Annotated in this window: 18 protein-coding genes; 11 read left to right on the top strand and 7 right to left on the bottom strand. The window is 72.6% G+C overall.

The window, feature by feature from the left end:
• Positions 1–36 precede the first annotated feature (36 nt).
• From ilvD to ABD346_RS06730, 4 genes are all read right to left on the bottom strand, one after another.
• Positions 37–1,887, bottom strand: a complete 1,851-nt coding sequence (ilvD, locus tag ABD346_RS06745; protein WP_344372818.1) for a dihydroxy-acid dehydratase — start codon at positions 1,885–1,887, stop codon at positions 37–39.
• A 464-nt stretch (positions 1,888–2,351) separates the two neighbouring features.
• The gene (locus ABD346_RS06740; RefSeq protein WP_344372815.1) at positions 2,352–2,963 is read right to left on the bottom strand and encodes a TetR/AcrR family transcriptional regulator; all 612 of its coding nucleotides are present in this window, start codon (positions 2,961–2,963) and stop codon (positions 2,352–2,354) included.
• On the bottom strand, positions 2,960–3,781 hold the full coding sequence (locus ABD346_RS06735) for a sugar phosphate isomerase/epimerase family protein (RefSeq protein WP_078966775.1): 822 nt from the start codon (positions 3,779–3,781) through the stop codon (positions 2,960–2,962). Before ABD346_RS06735 ends, ABD346_RS06740 begins: the two co-directional genes overlap by 4 nt.
• 122 nt (positions 3,782–3,903) lie before the next feature.
• Positions 3,904–4,836: a Ppx/GppA family phosphatase gene (locus ABD346_RS06730; protein WP_344372811.1), complete on the bottom strand. Its 933-nt coding sequence runs from the start codon at positions 4,834–4,836 to the stop codon at positions 3,904–3,906.
• A 52-nt stretch (positions 4,837–4,888) separates the two neighbouring features.
• Here ABD346_RS06730 and ABD346_RS06725 point away from each other — a divergent pair, with 52 nt between their 5' ends.
• Positions 4,889–5,704, top strand: coding sequence for a DUF3109 family protein (locus ABD346_RS06725; RefSeq protein ID WP_381224770.1), 816 nt, complete (start codon positions 4,889–4,891; stop codon positions 5,702–5,704).
• 24 nt (positions 5,705–5,728) lie between these two features.
• On the opposite strand, the gene ABD346_RS38605 is transcribed toward ABD346_RS06725, so the two are convergent.
• On the bottom strand, positions 5,729–6,565 hold the full coding sequence (locus ABD346_RS38605; protein WP_425582962.1) for a BACON domain-containing protein: 837 nt from the start codon (positions 6,563–6,565) through the stop codon (positions 5,729–5,731).
• Positions 6,566–7,781: 1,216 nt separating this feature from the next.
• On the opposite strand from ABD346_RS38605, the gene radA reads away from it, so the two are divergent.
• Positions 7,782–9,179 (top strand): DNA repair protein RadA, encoded by a 1,398-nt coding sequence (gene radA / locus ABD346_RS06715; protein WP_344372806.1) that lies wholly within the window; start codon positions 7,782–7,784, stop codon positions 9,177–9,179.
• A gap of 90 nt (positions 9,180–9,269) precedes the next feature.
• Positions 9,270–10,394, top strand: coding sequence for a DNA integrity scanning diadenylate cyclase DisA (disA, locus tag ABD346_RS06710; protein ID WP_114041367.1), 1,125 nt, complete (start codon positions 9,270–9,272; stop codon positions 10,392–10,394).
• Positions 10,395–10,612: 218 nt separating this feature from the next.
• On the opposite strand, the gene ABD346_RS06705 is transcribed toward disA, so the two are convergent.
• Positions 10,613–11,446 (bottom strand): hypothetical protein, encoded by an 834-nt coding sequence (locus tag ABD346_RS06705; protein WP_344372803.1) that lies wholly within the window; start codon positions 11,444–11,446, stop codon positions 10,613–10,615.
• A 165-nt stretch (positions 11,447–11,611) separates the two neighbouring features.
• Between ABD346_RS06705 and ABD346_RS06700 the strand changes: the two genes are divergently transcribed.
• The 7 genes from ABD346_RS06700 to ABD346_RS06670 all read left to right on the top strand — a co-directional run bounded on the left by ABD346_RS06700 (position 11,612) and on the right by ABD346_RS06670 (position 18,218).
• Positions 11,612–12,238, top strand: a complete 627-nt coding sequence (locus ABD346_RS06700) for a phosphatase PAP2 family protein (protein WP_344372801.1) — start codon at positions 11,612–11,614, stop codon at positions 12,236–12,238.
• 88 nt (positions 12,239–12,326) lie between these two features.
• Positions 12,327–13,241, top strand: a complete 915-nt coding sequence (locus tag ABD346_RS06695; protein WP_381224986.1) for an HhH-GPD family protein — start codon at positions 12,327–12,329, stop codon at positions 13,239–13,241.
• A gap of 230 nt (positions 13,242–13,471) precedes the next feature.
• Positions 13,472–14,029, top strand: a complete 558-nt coding sequence (locus ABD346_RS06690; RefSeq protein WP_053729102.1) for a SigE family RNA polymerase sigma factor — start codon at positions 13,472–13,474, stop codon at positions 14,027–14,029.
• The gene (locus tag ABD346_RS06685; RefSeq protein ID WP_344372796.1) at positions 14,017–14,679 is read left to right on the top strand and encodes a hypothetical protein; all 663 of its coding nucleotides are present in this window, start codon (positions 14,017–14,019) and stop codon (positions 14,677–14,679) included. Before ABD346_RS06690 ends, ABD346_RS06685 begins: the two co-directional genes overlap by 13 nt.
• 119 nt (positions 14,680–14,798) lie before the next feature.
• The gene (gene cseB / locus ABD346_RS06680) at positions 14,799–15,503 is read left to right on the top strand and encodes a two-component system response regulator CseB (RefSeq protein WP_344372794.1); all 705 of its coding nucleotides are present in this window, start codon (positions 14,799–14,801) and stop codon (positions 15,501–15,503) included.
• A 114-nt stretch (positions 15,504–15,617) separates the two neighbouring features.
• The gene (gene cseC, locus ABD346_RS06675; RefSeq protein ID WP_344372791.1) at positions 15,618–16,949 is read left to right on the top strand and encodes a two-component system sensor histidine kinase CseC; all 1,332 of its coding nucleotides are present in this window, start codon (positions 15,618–15,620) and stop codon (positions 16,947–16,949) included.
• A 57-nt stretch (positions 16,950–17,006) separates the two neighbouring features.
• Positions 17,007–18,218 carry a low temperature requirement protein A gene (locus ABD346_RS06670; RefSeq protein ID WP_344372788.1) on the top strand — a complete coding sequence of 404 codons (1,212 nt, stop codon included), beginning with the start codon at positions 17,007–17,009 and terminating at the stop codon, positions 18,216–18,218.
• 73 nt (positions 18,219–18,291) lie between these two features.
• Here the strand turns inward: ABD346_RS06670 and ABD346_RS06665 are convergent, their stop codons facing one another.
• A complete protein-coding gene (locus ABD346_RS06665) occupies positions 18,292–19,053 on the bottom strand; it encodes a TetR/AcrR family transcriptional regulator (RefSeq protein ID WP_344372786.1) in 762 nt (253 codons plus the stop codon).
• 90 nt (positions 19,054–19,143) lie between these two features.
• Here ABD346_RS06665 and ABD346_RS06660 point away from each other — a divergent pair, with 90 nt between their 5' ends.
• Positions 19,144–20,280 (top strand): FAD-dependent oxidoreductase, encoded by a 1,137-nt coding sequence (locus ABD346_RS06660; protein ID WP_344372783.1) that lies wholly within the window; start codon positions 19,144–19,146, stop codon positions 20,278–20,280.
• Positions 20,281–20,405: the final 125 nt, after the last annotated feature.

Below are 20,405 nucleotides of genomic sequence, written 5' to 3'. Positions count from 1 at the left end.
CCGCCGGGCCGGCCTCGTACATCACGTGCTGTGGCGTCAGCCCAGCTTCGTCACGTCGCGGACCGCGCCCCGGTCGGCGCTGGTCGCCATCGCCGCGTAGGCGCGCAGCGCGGCCGAGACCTTGCGCTCGCGGTTCTTCGGGGCGTACACCCCGCCCAGCGCCTCGCGGCGGGTCGCCAACTCGGCCTCGGGGACGAGGAGTTCGATCGTACGGTTGGGGATGTCGATCCGGATGCGGTCGCCGTCCTCGACCAGCGCGATCGTGCCGCCGGACGCCGCCTCGGGCGAGGCGTGGCCGATGGAGAGGCCCGAAGTGCCGCCGGAGAAGCGGCCGTCGGTGATCAGCGCGCAGGTCTTGCCGAGGCCGCGGCCCTTGAGGAACGACGTCGGGTACAGCATCTCCTGCATGCCGGGGCCGCCCTTGGGGCCCTCGTAACGGATCACGACCACGTCGCCGTGGGTGATCTCCTTGCGGAGGATCTTGTCGACGGCCTCGTCCTGCGACTCGCAGACGACCGCCGGGCCCTCGAAGGTCCAGATCGACTCGTCGACGCCGGCCGTCTTCACGACGCAGCCGTCCTCGGCGAGGTTGCCGTGCAGGACCGCGAGTCCGCCGTCCTTGCTGTACGCGTGGGCCGCGTCCCGGATGCAGCCCTCGGCGGCGTCGGTGTCCAGGGTGTCCCAGCGCTCGGACTGCGAGAAGGCGGTCGCCGAGCGGACGCAGCCGGGGGCCGCGTGCCACAGCTCGACCGCTTCCTCGGACGGGGAGCCGCCGCGCACGTCCCAGGTGTCCAGCCACTCCTTGATGGAGCGGGAGTGGACGGTGTGCACGTCCTCGTTGAGCAGGCCCGCGCGGTACAGCTCGCCCAGGATCGCGGGGATGCCGCCGGCGCGGTGCACGTCCTCCATGTAGTACGTACGGTTCTTGGCGACGTTCGGGGCGACCTTGGCCAGGCACGGGACGCGGCGGCTGATGGCGTCCATGTCGCTGAGGCCGTAGTCGAGCTCGGCCTCCTGGGCGGCGGCGAGCAGGTGCAGGATCGTGTTGGTGGAGCCGCCCATGGCGATGTCGAGCGCCATCGCGTTCTCGAACGCGGCGCGGGTCGCGATGGAACGGGGCAGGACGGAGTGGTCGTCGTCCTCGTAGTGCCGCTTGGTGATCTCCACGACCGTGCGGGCCGCGTTCTCGTACAGGGCGCGGCGGGCGGTGTGGGTCGCCAGGACCGAGCCGTTGCCGGGCAGGCTCAGGCCGATGGCCTCGGTCAGGCAGTTCATGGAGTTGGCCGTGAACATGCCGGAGCAGGAGCCGCAGGTGGGACAGGCGTTCTCCTCGATGCGGAGGATGTCCTCGTCGGAGATCTTGTCGTTCACCGCGTCCGAGATCGCGTCGACCAGGTCGAGCGTACGGACCGTGCCGTCGACCAGGGTCGCCTTGCCCGACTCCATCGGGCCGCCGGAGACGAAGACGGTGGGGATGTTGAGGCGGAGCGCCGCCATCAGCATGCCGGGGGTGATCTTGTCGCAGTTGGAGATGCAGATCAGGGCGTCGGCGCAGTGCGCTTCGACCATGTACTCCACGCTGTCCGCGATGAGGTCGCGGGAGGGGAGGCTGTAGAGCATGCCGCCGTGGCCCATCGCGATGCCGTCGTCCACGGCGATGGTGTTGAACTCGCGCGGGACGGCGCCGGCCGCCTTGATCGCCTCGCTGACGATCCGGCCCACCGGGGCGAGGTGGGTGTGGCCCGGGACGAACTCGGTGAAGCTGTTCGCCACGGCGATGATCGGCTTGCCGATGTCCTCGCTCGCTACACCGGAGGCCCGCATAAGGGCGCGGGCGCCCGCCATGTTGCGGCCGTGGGTGACTGTGCGGGACCTCAGCTCGGGCATCGTCGCTCGTCTCCTAATGCGGGGCCTCCCCTTGCGCCTCCGGCGCCGGGGGGGATGGGTCTGCCTGGGTGTGAGCCTACGCCGATGCTCCGCCATCTGGACAGGGTGTCCGGATGGCGGGATCCGGGGTTCGCCATGTGAGCCCCGTCGAGGGGGCGGCTCGGCAGGGTGCGCTGGGGCTCTGCTCCAGAACCCGGGAGGCCCCTCCCCGCCCCTTCCCCAAACCCTCCGGGGGTGGGTGGTTCGGCTGCGGGCCGTGGGTGGCTGGTCGCGCAGTTCCCCGCGCCCCTGGCGGTACTGGTGCTGGCCAGCATTTCAGCCTGTCCGTTTGAGCACGAGCGCCCTTCAGGCGCGATACGGGGGTCCGGGGGCGGAGCCCCCGGAAGGGGCGCAGGGGACGAAGTCCCCGCCGGGGGTCTGGGGCCCAGCCCCAGGGGGTGCCGCCCCCCGGGTGGGAGAGCCCCCTACCCCTCCGTCAGGTACCGCTGCAGCGTCGGCCCCACCAGGTCCACGATGCGCTCCGCCGGCGCGGAGGCCAGCGGCTCCACCTCCAGCACGTACCGCATGATCACGATGCCCATCATGTGCGACGCCGCCAGTTCCGCGCGGAGGCGGGGGTCGGGGACCCGGAGTTCGCCCGCCACCCGCTCAAGGAGGCGGCGCAGGACGAAACCCCGCAGCACCTTCGCCGCCGCGTCGTGCGTGAGGGCCGAGCGGAGTACGGCGATCAGGGGGGTGCGGGTCGCCGGGTTTTCCCAGATGGCGAGGAAGTGGCGGGCCAGGCGTTCGCCCACCCCGTCGAGGGAGTCGCCGAGGATCGCGGCCACGGTCAGCGCCGGTTCGAAGTCGACCTCGATGGCCGCCGCGAACACCTCGTCCTTCGTTCCGAAGTAGTGGTGGACCAGCGCCGCGTCCACCCCCGCCGCCTTGGCGATGCCCCGGATGGATGTCCTCTCGTAACCCCGGTCGGAGAACTCCGTACGGGCGGCGGACAGGATGCGTTCGCGGGCGCCCGGGCCCGCTTCGGCGGCGGCCCGCGGCGGACGGCCGCGTCGGCGCGGGGCGGGCTCCGTCATGCGCGGCGGGCCGGCGCGGACGCCAGGTGCAGCCGGGTGAAGGCGAGGGCCTCCGCGAGGTCCGCCTCGCGCTCGGCGGCCGACATCGCCCGGCGGGTGTTCACCTCGATGACGACGTGTCCGTCGAAGCCGGTCAGGGCCAGGCGCTCCAGGAGTTCCGCGCACGGCTGCGTACCGCGGCCCGGCACGAGGTGCTCGTCCTTCGCCGAGCCGCGCCCGTCCGCGAGGTGGACGTGGGCGAGCCGGTCGCCCATCCGGTCGACCATGGCCATGGCGTCCGTACGGGAGGTCGCGGCGTGGGAGAGGTCGACGGTGAAGTGACGGTAGTCGTCCTTCGTCACGTCCCAGTCGGGGGCGTACGCCAGCATCTCGCGGTCCCGGTAGCGCCACGGGTACATGTTCTCGACGGCGAATCTGACGTCGGTCTCGTCCGCCATCCGCCAGATGCCGTTCACGAAGTCGCGGGAGTACTGGCGCTGCCAGCGGAACGGCGGATGGACCACCACCGCCGACGCGCCGAGCTTCTCCGCCGCCGCCCGCGCCCGCTGCAGCTTCACCCAGGGATCGGTCGACCAGACCCGCTGCGTGATCAGCAGACAGGGCGCGTGGACGGCCAGGATCGGCACCTGGTGGTAGTCGGAGAGCCGCCGCAGGGCTTCGATGTCCTGGCTCACGGGGTCGGTCCAGACCATGACCTCGACGCCGTCGTAGCCCAGGCGCGCGGCGATCTCGAAGGCCGTCGCCGTCGACTCCGGATAGACCGAGGCCGTGGACAGGGCGACCTTCGCATCCGGGATGCGCACCACTGGTTCTGCCACGCAGACAGGGTACGGGCCGCCACCGCCGACGGGGGAGGCGGTCCCGCGAGCCCGACGAACGTCACACTCGCCGGTAACTCCGCGCCCCGCCCTCCCCGCGCCCGCACCGCCCGGTGGCCCCGTCAGCCCACCGGCAGGTGGTCGAGGTGGCGCAGGATCACGCCCTCGCGCAGTGCCCAGGGACAGACCTCCAGCTCATCGACGGCGAACAGGTCCATCGCGCCCTCCGCGACGAGCGCCCCCGCGAGCAGCTGCGGCGCCCGGCCCTCCGAGACGCCGGGCAGCGTGGTGCGCTGCTCGGTCGTCATGGCGGCGAGCTTGGGCACCCACTCCTCCAGTGATTTACGACTCAGAGTGCGCTGGACGTAGGCGCCCTCGCTCGACCGTGCGGCCCCCGCGATCCGCGCAAGCTGCTTGAACGTCTTCGACGTGGCGACCACGTGGTCGGGCCGCCCCGAGCGGGTGAACTCCCCCACCGTGCCCGCGATTTGGGCCCGTACATGACGGCGGAGCGCCCGTACGTCGGCCGCGTCCGGCGGGTCGCCCGGCAGCCAGCCCGCGGTCAGCCGCCCTGCCCCCAGCGGCAGCGAGACCGCCGCGTCCGGCTCCTCGTCGATCCCGTACGCGACTTCCAGGGAGCCCCCGCCGATGTCGAGCAGCAGCAGCTTTCCGGCCGACCAGCCGTACCAGCGGCGCGCCGCGAGAAAGGTGAGGCGGGCCTCCTCCTCGCCGGAGAGCACCACCAGGTCGACCCCGGTCTGGGCGCGGACCCGGGCGATCACCTCGTCCACGTTGCTGGCCTCGCGCACGGCGGAGGTCGCGAAGGGGAGCAGTTCCTGGACGCCCTTGTCCTCGGCCGAGAGCAGCGCGCCACTGATCGTGGCGATCAGCCGGTCGATGCCTTCCGGTCCGATCGCACCGTCCTCGTCGAGGAGTTCGGCGAGCCGCAGCTCGGCCTTGTGCGAGTGCGCGGGCAGCGGCGCGGCACCGGCGTGCGCGTCCACCACCAGCAGATGAACCGTGTTCGACCCCACATCGAGGACTCCGAGTCTCATGGACTGAACGCTACTGCGCGTCCGGACATGCCCTCGGACATACGCTGGAGGTGTGCCAAAGACGAAAAAGGCGAAGCCGGGCAAAGCCAAGGCCCCGAAGAACCCCGTGAACAGGGCTCAGGACGAGCAGGGGATCGACTTCCCGCGCGCCTGGGTCGAGTTCCCCGACCCCGCCGACGACGAGCAGGTCTTCCGCTGCGACCTGACCTGGCTCACCTCGCGGTGGACCTGCATCTTCGGCAGCGGCTGCCAGGGCATCGAGGCGGGCCGGGCCGACGACGGCTGCTGCACGCTCGGCGCCCACTTCTCCGACAAGGACGACGAGAAGCGGGTGGCCGGGCACGTGGCGCGGCTCACCCCGGAGCTGTGGCAGTTCCACGACGTCGGCACCGAGTCGGGCTGGGTCCAGACCGACGAGGACGGCGACCGCCAGACCCGCCGCTGGAACGGCTCGTGCATTTTCCAGAACCGGCCGGGCTTCGCGGGCGGCGCCGGCTGCTCGCTGCACATCCTCGCTCTCAAGGAGGGCAAGGAGCCGCTGGAGACCAAGCCGGACGTCTGCTGGCAGCTGCCGGTGCGCCGGACGTACGACTGGATCGAGCGGCCCGACGACACCAAGGTGCTGCAGATCTCGATCGGCGAGTACGACCGCCGCGGCTGGGGTCCCGGCGGCCACGACCTGCACTGGTGGTGCACCTCGGCGACCTCCGCGCACGGCGCGGGCGAGCCGGTGTACGTGACGTACAAGCCGGAGCTGACCGAGCTGATGGGCAAGGAGGCGTACGACGTCCTCGTCGAGCAGTGCGAGGCGCGGCTCGCCTCGCAGCTGCCGCTCGTCGCCCCCCACCCGGCCGACCCGAAGCGGTAACTCCCCCATCCCGTACGGAAGTTGCTAGCTGCTCGGGGTCGGTGACGGCGGGGTCCCGGTCGGGGTGGGCGTCGCCGTCGGGGTGGGGCTCTGGCTCGGCGGCGTCGGGGTCGGCGTGGGCGTCGGGCTGCCCGGGCTCTGCGTCGGCGGGGTCGGAGCGGGTGTGCTGGATCCGCCCGGGCCGGGGTNGGTCGGAGCGGGTGTGCTGGATCCGCCCGGGCCGGGGTGGCCCGGCCCGCCGGGGTCGGGCGAGGACGGCGTCGCGATGGGCGTGCCGTCGCCCGCGATGCGTACCACCGCGCCCGAAGGCGCCACCTCGACCCGTACCGACCAGGCGTGGTGCGGCTCCTGGGCGTGGTCGACGGTGATGTACACGGTGACGCTCTGCCCCGGCGCGAGCCTGCCCGCGCTCTGGCTGAAGGTGAGCCAGCGGGCGTGGGTGCGCAGCGACCAGTCGACGGGCGCGCCGCCGGTCGAGGTGAGCGTGAGCACGGTCGTGTCGCCGGCCGAACTCGCCGTGACCGCGAGCCGGGCGGGGCCGGCCGGGGCGGTCGTGGGGCTGATGACCTCGACGGACACGTCGGGGGCGCGGCTGCCCGCGGTGAAGCGGGTGTCGGGCTCGCTGCGCGCGTTGCCCGCGTTCTCGTAACGGTCGTACGGATGCCCGTTCAGGCCGCCGGGATTGTCGGCCTCGCTGGCGGTGACCTTGGCGCCGCCGTCGGGCTCGCCGGTCGCGGGGGCGCCGCGGTAGGCCGCCCACAGTGCGAAGACGGGGGCCGCGACGACGGTCGCGACGACGGTGGTGGTCACGGCCCTGGCCCGCAGCCGGTCGCGGCGGGCGGCCCGGTCCTTCGGGTCCATCGGGAAGCCGGAGCGGTCGAAGCGCGGGGCCCCGCCGCGCGAGCGCGGCACATGCAGCATCGCGGCCTGGGCCGCGGCCCGCGGCGCCTCGGCCAGCGGCAGCGCGGCCGGGGTGACCGTCACCCCGGGCCAGGGCCCGGACGCGCCCGCGCGCTCGGCGGCGCGGCGGCAGCGGGGGCAGTCGTCGACGTGCCGGACCAGTTCGCGGCGCAGCGCCGCGGAGAGCAGCACCTGGTGGTCGCCGGTGAGCTGGGCGACGGTGGGGCAGCCGCCCATCTCGACGACGGCGAGCGCGGCGCGGGTCCGCTCGACCTCGCAGGCGCCCGCGGCGAGCAGTTCGCGGGCGGCCGGGTAGTTCATGCCGAGCACCGAGGCGACCTCGCGGGCGCCGAGCTGATGGCGGACCGCGAGTTCGAGGGCCTCGCGCTGCTCGGGGGTGGTGCCGGCGGCCTCGGGCCAGGCGAGCAGGGCGAGTTCGCGCCGGCGCCGCTCCTGCTCCTCCTCGCAGACCTCGATCGTGGGGGCCTCTTCGGCGGTGCGTCCGGTGTGGGCGCCCTGCCGGTTCCTCTTGCGCTCGGCCAGCTTGCGCAGACAGGCCCAGCGGGCGAGTGCGTACAGCCATGCCTTGCGTTCGGCCTCGGCCGAGGGGCAGCGCGCGTACTGGCGCTCGGAGACGGCGAGTACGTCGCCTAGGGCGGCGGTCGCCTCGTCGTGGTCGCACAGGACGGACAGGCAGTACGTGAACAGGCCGTCCAGGTAGGCCTCGTAACGCGCGGGCGGGCGCTGGGCCAACGTGCGGGGCGCGCGGCTCTGCGCCCGGTGTGCGCCGGTGTTGTGCGCTGGTTGATCCGGTCTGCTGCTCGTCACGCGAGCGACCGTAGGCGGAGCATCAGGACTTCTTCGTACCGGTTGAACACATTTAATCCTTACGGGTGAACGTATCCCTCAAAAGGGGACAGGAATCGGGAGTTCCATGGCATTCCATGGCAGATCCGCTACGCACTGTTCAACCGGACGCAACCGGTCGGGGCGACGCGCGCCCGGCCGCGTCCACCCGAACGGCGGGGCGCGGAAAACCGGCCTCGTGCCCAGGTGCCGCTCGTCCGGCGGGTCCGGACCGCTTTCCCGGACGGTGACGGCCCGCTTCCCCTGCCGCCGAGAGCCCGCTTCCCCCGGCCCGTACGGGATTGTCAGTGGCCCCCTATACGGTGACGCCATGGCTGCCCGTACGAAATCCGCGAAGGACCGGCCGTCCTACCGCTGCACCGAATGCGGCTGGACGACCGCCAAGTGGCTCGGCCGTTGCCCCGAGTGCCAGGCCTGGGGGACGGTCGAGGAGTACGGCGCGCCCGCGGTGCGCACCACGGCGGCGGGCCGGGTCTCCACGGCCGCGCTGCCCATCGGCCAGGTGGACGGCCGCCAGGCGACGGCCCGCACGACCGGCGTCGACGAGCTCGACCGGGTGCTCGGCGGCGGGCTCGTGCCGGGCGCGGTGGTGCTGCTCGCCGGAGAGCCCGGCGTCGGCAAGTCCACGCTGCTCCTGGACGTGGCGGCCAAGGCGGCCAGTGACGACCACCGCACGCTGTACATCACGGGCGAGGAGTCGGCGAGCCAGGTGAGGCTGCGGGCCGACCGCATCAAGGCGCTCAACGACCACCTCTACCTGGCCGCCGAGACGGACCTGTCCGCCGTCCTCGGCCACCTCGACGCGGTGAAGCCGTCCCTGCTGGTCCTCGACTCCGTCCAGACCGTCGCCTCGCCCGAGATCGACGGCGCTCCCGGCGGCATGGCCCAGGTCCGCGAGGTGGCGGGCGCGCTGATCCGCGCCTCCAAGGAGCGCGGCATGTCCACGCTCCTGGTCGGCCACGTCACCAAGGACGGCGCGATCGCGGGCCCCCGCCTCCTGGAGCACCTCGTCGACGTGGTGCTCTCCTTCGAGGGCGACCGGCACGCGCGCCTGCGTCTCGTACGGGGCGTCAAGAACCGGTACGGGGCGACGGACGAGGTCGGCTGCTTCGAGCTGCACGACGAGGGCATCACCGGGCTCGCCGACCCCAGCGGCCTGTTCCTGACCCGGCGCGACGTGGCGGTGCCCGGCACGTGCCTCACGGTCACCCTGGAGGGCCGGCGGCCCCTGGTCGCCGAGGTCCAGGCGCTCACCGTCGACTCGCAGATCCCCTCCCCGCGCCGCACCACCTCGGGCCTGGAGACCTCCCGCGTCTCGATGATGCTCGCGGTGCTCGAACAGCGGGGCCGGATCACCGCGCTCGGCAAGCGCGACATCTACAGCGCGACGGTGGGCGGCGTGAAGCTCTCCGAGCCGGCGGCAGACCTCGCGATCGCGCTGGCCCTGGCATCGGCGGCCAGCGACACTCCGCTGCCCAAGAACCTGGTCGCGATCGGCGAGGTGGGCCTGGCGGGCGAGGTCAGACGGGTCACGGGCGTGCAGCGCAGACTGGCCGAGGCCCACCGCCTGGGCTTCACCCACGCCCTGGTGCCGACCGACCCGGGCAAGGTCCCGGCCGGTATGAAGGTCACGGAAGTCGCCGACATGGGTGACGCGCTCCGGGTGCTGCCACGGGGGCGTCGTGCACAGGCCCCACGGGAGGAGTAGCGGCGCCGGTAGACTTTGCCCTGGTCTCGCCCGTCCGTACGAGCAGTACGCGAGCAGTACACGCCGTATGAGCAACACCGGAGGAGTGCAGTGGCAGCCAACGACCGGGCATCAGCACCCGGAAAGTCCGGCACAGGCTCCGGTAACGAAGCACTGATGCGCGCCGCGCTGAGCGCCGTCGCGCCCGGCACCGCGCTCCGCGACGGCCTGGAGCGCATCCTGCGCGGCAACACGGGCGGTCTCATCGTGCTCGGCCTCGACAAGACGGTCGACTCGATGTGCACGGGCGGCTTCGTCCTGGACGTCGAGTTCGCCGCGACGCGGCTGCGCGAGCTGTGCAAGCTCGACGGCGCGCTGGTCCTCGACAAGGACATCACCAAGATCCACCGGGCCGGTGTGCAGCTGGTGCCGGACGCGGACATCCCCACCGAGGAGACCGGCACCCGCCACCGCACTGCGGACCGCGTCTCGAAGCAGTGCAACTTCCCGGTCGTCTCGGTCTCCCAGTCCATGCGCCTGATCGCGCTGTATGTGAACGGGGAGCGGCGGGTCCTGGAGGAGTCGGCGGCGATCCTGTCCCGCGCGAACCAGGCGCTGGCGACGCTTGAGCGGTACAAGCTCCGCCTGGACGAGGTGGCCGGCACCCTCTCCGCCCTGGAGATCGAGGACCTGGTGACGGTCCGGGACGTGACGGCGGTGGCCCAGCGTCTGGAGATGGTGCGCCGCATCGCGACGGAAATCGCCGAGTACGTGGTGGAGCTGGGCACGGACGGCCGGTTGCTGTCCCTGCAACTGGACGAGCTGATCGCGGGCGTCGAGCCGGAGCGGGAGCTGGTCGTACGGGACTACGTGCCCGAGCCCACCGCCAAGCGCTCCCGCACGGTCGACGAGGCCCTGCGCGAGCTCAACGACCTCACGCACGCGGAGCTGCTCGAACTGCCCATAGTGGCAAGGGCGTTGGGCTACAGCGGCTCCCCCGAGACGCTGGACTCGGCGGTGTCCCCGCGGGGATACCGGCTCCTGGCGAAGGTGCCGCGCCTGCCGGGCGCGATCATCGAGCGCCTGGTGGAGCACTTCGGCGGCCTGCAGAAACTGCTCGCCGCCTCGGTGGACGACCTCCAGACGGTCGACGGGGTCGGGGAGGCGCGGGCGCGGAGCGTACGCGAGGGGCTGTCGCGGTTGGCGGAGTCGTCGATCCTGGAGCGGTACGTGTAGGTGGGGGCCCGGGGGGGGCGTCTGCCCACCCGTAAGCACAGGGCTGGACCGCCCGGGCCCTCCCGGGGCTCCGCCCCAGACCCCCTGCGCCCGGTTTTCGGCGGCAAGTCGTGGGTGGCCGGTCGCGCAGTTCCCCACGCCCCTGGCGGGGTTGATCCTGGCCGGCGCCGGCATCGTGAGCCCGTCGGCCAAGAGGGAGGACATCAGCCGCCCCAGGGTCAGTCCTGGGCCAGGGCGAAGGATGCCCTGGCTACGGGGAGGCCCGGGAAGTGGGCCTCCACCAGGTACGTGCCCGGGGCCACCACCCCCGCCCCCGGCGTCACACACCCCGGCGCGGACTGCGTGCGGTTCCACTCCACGGTGTGGGTGACCGCCGAGGCCCCCGGCACCTGGAAGAAGACGTCCCCGGCACCCGCCGGGCAGTCCGCCGTGGACCACACCCGGTCGTTCCTGGTGGACGTCACCGTCACCACCGCCCCCTTCGGCCCCAGGTCCGCCTTGCACGTGGAGGCCGAGTTGTTCTTGACGACGACTTCGAGGCGCGGCTTCTCCCCCGGTGCGAACGTCGTCTTGGTGCTGCGCAGGGTCAGGGTCAGCGAGCCCGGCGCGCAGGTCGGGAGGTCGGAGTCGGCCGGGACCCGGGTGCCCGTGTCGCCACTGCTGCCCGAACCCCCGCCGCCCGAGCCGGAGTTGGAGCCGCCCGAGCCGCCCGAGCCCGTACTCGTGCCGCCGGAGCCGGAGTTGGAGCCTCCCGAGCCGCCCGAACCGCCCGAACCGCCCGATGCGGAGGAGCCGCCCGAACTGCCCGACTCGTCGCGGCCGCCCGGTGCCGTGCTGATCGCGGGGCCGGAGCCCGAAGGGCCCGGGGTGATCGACTGCGTAGGATTCGGGCCCTTGTTGCCGCTGCCGCTCTTGTTCCCCTTGCCGTCGCCGGACGTGACGACCCATAGGAGGAGGAGCGCGAGCAGCGCGAGCAAGGACAGCGCAACTGCCCTCCGTCGCCAGTAGATGGAGGAGGGAAGCGGCCCGACCGGATTGCGCAGAGATCCCACGCACTGAACCTTACGAGAGATCGGGGGCAACTCCCGCCCCACCCGCCGCCACTCCGGGCAAGTTTTCCAGATCATCATTCCGGAAGGGATCGGTCCGCAGTGTGGGCGTCGCCTTGTGGGCGGCTCGTGGTCGGCCCCCGTTCATGATTCATACTGTCGGTCACCATGGATAGTGAGCTCTACCGCAACATCACCGACTTCGCCCACGACATGCCGTCCTGGGTGCAGAGCTTCGTCGAGGTCTGGACAGAGCTCGGCCTGCTCCTGTTCGGCGTGCTGTTCGTCTGCGCCTGGTGGCGGGCCCGCCGCCGCGACACGACGTCGTTCGCCCTCGCCCTGCTCGCGCCCGTCGCGACGGCGGTCGCCTATGTGTGCAGCGAGGTGATCAAGTCGCTGATCGACGAGGAACGGCCCTGCCGGGCGGTGGCGGGCGCGGCGACCTCGCTGATCGCCTGCCCCGCCAACGGCGACTGGTCGTTCCCGTCCAACCACGCCACCATCGCGGGCGCCGCCGCCCTCGGGCTGGCGCTGGCATGGTCCCGGATCTGGCTGCTCACCGTGCCGATGGCGCTCGCGATGGCCTTCTCGCGGGTCTTCGTCGGGGTGCACTATCCGCACGACGTGGCGGTCGGCCTGGTGCTCGGCACGCTGGTCGCGCTGCTCGTCGTCAAGGCGGGCACCCGGCCGGTGCGGTCGCTGGCCGAGTCGATGCGGACCAGCGACATCTCGGCCGTCGCCTGGTTCGCCGGACCCGGCGCACGCCTCCACGCACGGCAGCACGCGCGCCGCTGAGCGCCTTCGCGCGCCCACCTCGGGGGCCGGACATGCCAGGATCGGCTCTGCGATGAACATTCTGCCGACGATGCCGACCGTGCCCAGCATGCCCATGACCGAGAAGAACGCGACGAACCCGACGACCGAGCCCGCCGTCCTGCACGAATCCGTCATCGGATGGTTCGGCGAGCACGCCCGCGACCTGCCCTGGCGACGCCCCGATGCGGGCGCCTGGGGCGTGATGGTCAGCGAGTTCATGCTCCAGCAGACCCCCGTCAGCCGGGTGCTCCCGGTGTACGAGCAGTGGCTGGCGCGCTGGCCGCGCCCGGCCGACCTGGCCGCCGAGGCGCCCGGCGAGGCGGTACGCGCCTGGGGCCGCCTCGGCTATCCGCGCCGGGCGCTGCGACTGCACGGCGCGGCCGTCGCCATAACGGAACGGCACGGCGGCGACGTACCGGCGGATCACGGGCAGCTGCTCTCGCTGCCCGGCATCGGCGAGTACACGGCGGCCGCCGTCGCCTCGTTCGCGTACGAGCAGCGGCACGCGGTCCTGGACACCAATGTGCGCCGGGTGTTCGCCCGCGCCGTCACCGGGGTCCAGTACCCGCCGACCGCGACCACCGCGGCCGAGCGGCGCCTGGCCCGCGCGCTGCTGCCCGAGGACGAGGCCACCGCGGCCCGGTGGGCGGCCGCCTCCATGGAGCTCGGCGCGCTGGTCTGCACGGCGAAGAACGAGGCCTGCCTGCGCTGCCCGATCGCCGCGCAGTGCGCCTGGCGCCTCGCCGGAAAGCCCGCGCACGAAGGTCCCGCCCGGCGCGGCCAGACCTACGCGGGCACCGACCGTCAGGTCCGCGGCCGGCTCCTCGCCGTACTGCGCGAGGCCACCGGATCCGTACCGCAGTCGGCGCTCGACGCGGTGTGGCACGATCCGGTGCAGCGGGCCCGGGCGCTCGACGGGCTGGTCGCGGACGGTCTCGTGGAACCGCTCGAAAACGGCTTCTACCGGCTGCCCCAGTCCTGACCCGACCGACTGGCACCGCCCTGCCCGACTGTGTCCGTAACGCCCGAAACAGCGGCGTTACCCCTGGAAAACGGCGGTAAACCTCGGCTGTTACACAACCGATGGCTCTCCGTGCGTCTGCCGACGGCTGCTCCGCACAGCCCCGTGACAAGTCCTCCGTAGGTTCATTCCGGTAAGCGACCAGCAGGACGAGCGGGACCAGCTCACGGGGACGACGGAGGCGGTTGGGTATGGCGCAGGGCGAGGTGCTTGAGTTCGAGGAGTACGTACGCACCCGGCAGGACGCGCTTCTTCGGAGTGCCCGACGGCTCGTCCCGGACCCGGTGGACGCGCAGGACCTGCTGCAGACCGCGCTGGCCCGCACCTACGGCCGCTGGGACGGCATCGCCGACAAGACGCTCGCCGACGCGTACCTCCGCCGGGTCATGATCAACACCCGGACCGAGTGGTGGCGGGCCCGCAAGCTCGAAGAGGTGCCCACCGAGCAGCTGCCCGACGCCCGCGTCGAGGACGGCTCCGAGCAGCGCGCCGACCGTGCCCTGCTCATGGACGTCCTGAAGGTCCTGGCCCCCAAGCAGCGCAGCGTCGTCGTGCTGCGACACTGGGAGCAGATGAGCACCGAGGAGACGGCCGCGGCCCTCGGCATGTCGGCCGGCACGGTCAAGAGCACGCTGCACCGGGCGCTGGCCCGGCTCCGCCAGGAGCTGGAGAGCCGCGAGCTGGACTTCCGTGCGCTGGAGCGCGGCTACACGGGCGAGGTAAAGGGGCGGGAGCGGTGCGCGGCCTGAGCAGGCACAGCGGGGGCGCTTTGACGGCGGGGACCACGGCACTGGCCGGGCTCTCCGCCCTCGGGCTGCTCATGGCCGGCTGTTCCACCGGCGGCACCGGCACCCGGGACGAGGGCGAGGCCCCGAAGTCCGACAAGGTCGCCCACGCCACGCCGTCGCCGAGCGCGAGCAGCCCGGCGCCGTTCACGAAGGTCGACCCGGTGAAGCTGCTCAAGGCGGACCCGAAGGTCAGCTCCCGGGTCAAGGCCCAGCTCAAGCCCTGCACCAAGGACGAGTACCCGATCGACGTGACGTACGGCCACCTGACCGGCGCGACCGGCCAGGACGTCGTCGTGAACGTCATGAACTGCGCGGACGCCGTCGGCCTCGGCGCGTATGTGTACCGCGCCTCGGGCAGCTCGTACGACAACGTCTTCACCGCCGAGGAAACCCCCGTGTACGCCGAGATCGACCGGGGCGACCTGGTGGTGACGCGGCAGATGTACGCGGCCGGCGACAAGCCGGCGTTCGCGTCCAGCGAGGTCGTGACGACCTACCGCTGGTCGGGCGGGGCGAGCGGTAAGTTCGCCCAGCAGGACCAGGTGGAGAACGACTACAGCAAGGCGGTCGGCGGCAACGAGACCGCCGCTCCCGTGCCCGCCACCCCCTGACCCGCCCGCCCGGGTCGGCACGCGTCGCCGTGGGCATGCCGCAGACTGGTACTGCGCCCGGCCCCAGCTAGACCGCCGGGCGACGGAAGAGACCGCCGGAGAACTGAGAGAGCAGCGCGATGGCCGAAACCCATGTTCTGTTCGTCGAGGACGACGACGTCATCCGTGAAGCCACCCAGCTCGCCCTGGAGCGGGACGGCTTCACCGTGACCGCCATGCCCGACGGGCTCTCCGGCCTGGAGGCGTTCCGCGCCGACCGGCCGGACATCGCCCTGCTCGACGTGATGCTGCCGGGCCTCGACGGCGTCAGCCTGTGCCGCCGGATCCGCGACGAGTCGACCGTGCCGGTGATCATGCTGTCCGCGCGGGCCGACTCCATCGACGTCGTCCTCGGCCTGGAGGCAGGCGCGGACGACTACGTCACCAAGCCCTTCGACGGCGCCGTCCTGGTCGCCCGGATCCGCGCCGTGCTGCGCCGCTTCGGGCACGCGGGCGGGCCCGGCGCCGCCACCGAGACGCCCGAGGAGGCGCCCGAGCGCGGGGTGCTCGCCTTCGGCGACATCGAGATCGACACCGAGGGCATGGAGGTCCGCAAGGGCGGCGAGACCGTCGCGCTGACCCCGACCGAGATGCGGCTGCTGCTCGAATTCTCCTCGGCGCCCGGCACCGTACTGTCCCGCGACAAGCTCCTGGAGCGGGTCTGGGACTACGGCTGGGGCGGCGACACCCGGGTCGTGGACGTCCACGTCCAGCGGCTTCGCACCAAGATCGGGCAGGACCGGATCGAGACCGTCCGTGGCTTCGGCTACAAGTTGAAGGCGTGATGGGCCAGTGAGGCGCCCGGCCCTGCGGACCGGTGTCCGCCGGCTGCATCTCCCGGGGGCCAACCCCCGGACCCCCGGCCGCAGCCGCGCTGAAGCTGAACAGGAGCACGTCGCATGAGGCGACCGGCCCTGCGGACCGGTGTCCGCTGGAAGATCAGTATCGCCATCACCGCGGTCGGCGCGCTCACCGTGATGGCGCTGAGCCTCGTCGTGCACAACGCGGCTCGCGTCTCCATGCTCGACAACGCCCGCGAAGTGCAGATGGAGCGGCTCAACTTCGCGCAGAACTACTACGAGACCAGCAACAAGCGGGTCCGCTTCGGCACCAAGCTGAACGATCCCGCGCTGCCTCCCGCGCTGAAGTCCAAGGCCCTTCAAGGCCGCAAGGTGTCCTCCGTGCAGGAGCGCGGCAGCGGCCCGCCGGATATCTGGGCCGCCGTCCCCGTCGGCAACGGCGACGTGCTCTCGCTGCACTCCACCTTCACCGACCGCAGCTCCAACGTGATGGCCGACCTCGACCGCGCCCTGGTCATCGGCTCGGTCGCGGTCGTCTTCGGCGGCTGCGCGCTCGGCATCCTCATCGGCGGCCAGATCTCGCGCAGGCTCCGCAAGGCGGCCGACGCGGCGGGCAAGGTCGCCGAGGGCAACACGGAGGTACGGGTACGGGACGCCATCGGCGGTGTCGTACGCGACGAGACCGACGAGCTCGCCCGCGCCGTGGACGCGCTCACCGACGCGCTCCAGGAGCGCATCGAGGCCGAGCGCCGGGTCACCGCGGACATCGCGCACGAGCTGCGCACCCCGGTCACCGGGCTGCTCACCGCCGCCGAACTGCTGCCGCCCGGCCGCCCCACCGAGCTCGTGCGCAACCGGGCGCAGGCCATGCGCACGCTGGTCGAGGACGTCCTGGAGGTCGCCCGGCTCGACAGCGCCTCCGAGCGGGCCGAGCTGCAGGACATCGCGCTGGGCGAGTTCGTGAGCCGGCGGGTCGCGGTGTTCGACCCCGAGGTGAAGGTGCGCGTCATCCACGAGTCGTGGGTCTCCACCGACCCGCGCCGCCTGGAACGCATCCTGGGCAACCTGCTCGGCAACGCCGCCAAGCACGGCGAGGGACCGGTGGAGGTCACCGTCGAGGGCCGGGTCGTACGGGTCCGCGACCACGGGTCCGGCTTCCCCGAGGCGCTCCTTCGCGAGGGCCCGAGCCGGTTCCGTACGGGGTCGAGCGACCGGGCGGGCAACGGGCACGGGCTCGGCCTGACGATCGCCGCGGGCCAGGCCAAGGTGCTCGGCGCCCGGCTCACCTTCCGCAACGTGGCCCCCGAGGGCGCGCCGCACGCGCCGGGTACGGGCGGGGCGATCGCGGTGCTCTGGCTTCCCGAACACGCGCCGACGAACACGGGCAGCTTCCCGGTCCAGCCGCCGACGAAGGACGCGCGGCAGGTGTAGCCCGCCGCGGGCGCATATGGGAAGCGTCAACGGCCAACAGTGGCAACACTGTTGACCATGCATGAGGGCTCACGTACTTCACCGTCCGATTCCGTACCGATACCCGCGCCGGACCGGCCCGAGGTGTCCGAGCCGGCCGAGGCCGAGCGGCGGGCCACCTGGTTCGAGCTGTTCTGCGACCTCGTGTTCGTCGCGGCCGTCGGCCAGATCACCCGCCGCATCAGCTCCGAGCCGACGCTCGGCTCGGTCGCGGCGGCGGCCGCCCTGTTCGTACCGCTGTGGTGGACGTGGGTGCTGTACGCGGTGCGGGCCAACCGGGCGGACCGGGACGTCACGTCGCACCGGCTGCTCACGATGGCGGGGCTCGTGGCGGTGTGCGGGCTCGCGGTCTTCGTGGGCAGCGTGGGCACCTCCGACAGCGCGGACACCGGCTTCGCCCTGTCCTACCTCGGCGCCCGGCTCGGCGTGGCGGCGCTGTACGCCCATGAGGCCCGGCGGGACCGGCGGCTCGTTCCGCTGCTGCGTTCCTTCATGACCGGGTCGGCGATCTCGGCCCTGTTCTGGGCGGGCGGGGCGCTGCTCGCGCCGGCGGGCGCGGTGCGGTACGGGATCTGGGCCGGCGGGATGGCGGTCGACCTGGCCGTTCCGCTGCTCTCGGGCCGCCGGATCGCGCGAGCCCCGCACCACACCGAGCATCTGCGCGAACGCTTCGGTCTTTTCACGATCATCGTGCTCGGCGAATCGGTCCTCGGCTTCACCAACGGACTGATCCAGGCACGGACGGCGGGCTCGGCGATGGTGACGGGAGCGGCCGCGTTCGCGCTGTGCGCCTGCCTGTGGTGGTCCTACTTCAGCGCGAGCGGGACCCGGCCGGGCGCGCACGCCGAACTCGCGGACAGCCCGCGCCTGTTGCACATCTACGTTCTGGGCCATCTGCCGGTGCAGCTCGGGCTCGCGGTGGCGGGGGGTGCGGTGGGCACGGCGGTCGTCGGCTCGGCCAGCCGCCTGACCACCCCGCTCGCGCTGTGCGTCCTGGGCGGTGTGGCGCTGTTCCTGCTGTCCACGGCGGCGGTACGGGCGGCCTTCACGGGCGTACGTGATCCGGTGGTACGCCTCCGCCTGGCGACGGCACTCCTGATCGCGGGACTGGTCCCCTGGGCGGGCCGGGCCCCGGTCTCGGCGGTCCTGGCGGGGGCGGCCCTGCTGCTGGGGCTGTCGGTGGCGGCGGAGGCGCCGGGGCATCGGCGCCGGCTGGAGGAGGCGGGGTAACCCCGGGGCACCCGGGGTGGCAGGTGCCCGGGGCCCGGCCTGGCGTCACCCGCTGCACCGACGTCCTGGCCGTTCACGCCCGTGGCGGCGGGACCAGACCCTCCAGCATCAGGGTGAGGGCGAACGTGAACCGGTCGTGTCCCGTGCCTGCGGTGAGCTCCCTCGCATGGGCGACGGTATGGGGGAACTGGTCGGGCGGCAGCATCCGGAGCCGCGCCTCGATCTCGGCGGGGTCGATCGCACGGCCGTCCGCGTCCTCGCTCTGCCGCCGGGCCGCGGATGCCTCCAGGCAGTAGCCCGTGATGTAGAGGAAGGCCGCGTCGCCGGTCCAGGCCGCCTGCCGGGCAGGCGCGCCACTGGCGAGCAGGATGGCGAGCATCCCCTCGCCGACGCGCAGGGTTGCCAGATCGGCGGGCACCACGGCGAGGGCGGCCTGCGCGATGCCGGGGTAGCGCAGGAACTGATCGCGCAGCTGGGCGCACACGTCCATGAACTGGTCCCGCCAGCACCCGGGGTCCGGCTCGGGGAGAGCGACCCGGGAGCACAGCCTGCCGATGAGCAGGTCGCCGAGCTCCGCCCGGTTGCGTACGTGCGCGTACAGCGACGCGGGGCCGGTCCCGAGGCTCGCCGCGACCGTACGCATCGTCAGTTCCTCGAAGCCGCCCGCCTCGACGGCCTGGAGCGCGGCATCGATGATGCGCTCCACCGTGATGGGGGCCTTCTCCCGGCCGGAGGCCCTGCGCGCACCGGCTTCCGGGGCGGCGTCCTTGGCCGAGATCAGCGCCGCCCACTGGTCCCGGGAGATTGCGTCACGCGCTGCCCGTCGTCCTGCCACGGCGCCACTCTACCCGTTGACGAACAATGATCGCTCATAGAACAATGTTCGTTATGCAGGGAAGATGAACCGACTCGAAAAGGAATCACCATGACGACCTCGGTCTCGATCATCGGCGCCGGCCTCGGCGGACTCACGCTCGCCCGGATCCTGCACCTCCACGGCATCCCCGCCACCGTCTACGAGGCGGAGGAGTCCGCGGGCGTGCGCACCCAGGGAGGGCAGCTCGACCTCCACGAGGAGGACGGCCAGCTCGCCCTGGAGATGGCCGGGCTCACCGAGGAGTACCGCTCGGTCATCCACCGGGGCGGCGGGGCACGACGTGTCGTCGACGGGCAGGGGCGCGTGGTCGTCGACCGGCCGGACGACGGCTCCCTGGCCCGGCCGGAAACCCTGCGCGGCGACATCCGCCGGATCCTGCTCGACGCGCTGCCGCCCGGCACGGTGCGCTGGGGCAGGAAGCTCGTCTCGGCGACGCCCGTCGGAGACGGACGGCACCGGGTGTCGTTCGCGGACGGCTCGTCGGCCGTGTCCGACGTCCTCGTGGGTGCCGACGGAGTCTGGTCCAAGGTCCGGGCGCTGCTTTCGGACGAGCGGCCGGTGTACTCGGGCATGAGCTACATCGACACCTGCCTCCACGACGTCGACACGGCCCACCCGCACGTGGCCGGGCTCGTCGGGAACGGCGCCCTGTACGCGCTGGTCCCGGGCAAGGGCTTCCTCGCCCACCGCGAACCCGGTGACGTCGTCCACACCTACGTCGTGCTGCACCGCCCGGCGGAGTGGTTCGATGCGATCGACTTCACCGACGCCCCGGCGGCGAGGGCACGGGTGGCGGCCGAGTTCGACGGCTGGGCACCGGAACTGCTGGCCCTGATCACCGACGGCGAGTCCGCACCCGTCCTGCGCAGCATCCACGAGCTGCCGGACGACCACCGCTGGGACCGGGTCCCCGGCGTGACACTCCTCGGCGACGCGGCACACGCGACCGTCCCCGGAGGAGACGGAGCCAATCTCGCGATGCTCGACGGAGCCGAACTCGGTACGGCGATCGCGGCCCACCCCGACGACATCGAGCGGGCTCTCGCCGACTACGAGAGCCGCATGTTCCCCCGGAGCCACAAGGCCGCTGCGGCCGCCCACGACACCATCGACTTCATCTTCGGCGCCGACGCTCCCGCCGGGGTCATCAGCCTGTTCGCGGGAGACGAGGGCGCCTCCGCCTGAGCCGCACGAAAAACGCACGAAAAACGCTTCCCCACCCCGCCGCACGGGCGGCGGGGTGGGGAAGCGCGTCGGGGTCCGGGGTGCGGGCCCAGCCGATACGACGGCGGAGCCCCGGGGCCGGGAGG

The sequence above is a fragment of the Streptomyces mauvecolor genome (assembly GCF_039532965.1).
In the GTDB taxonomy this organism is placed as follows: Bacteria; Actinomycetota; Actinomycetes; order Streptomycetales; family Streptomycetaceae; genus Streptomyces; species Streptomyces violascens.
Note: the sequence above shows the minus strand (reverse complement) of the source record. Positions and strands in the feature narration are given on the sequence as shown.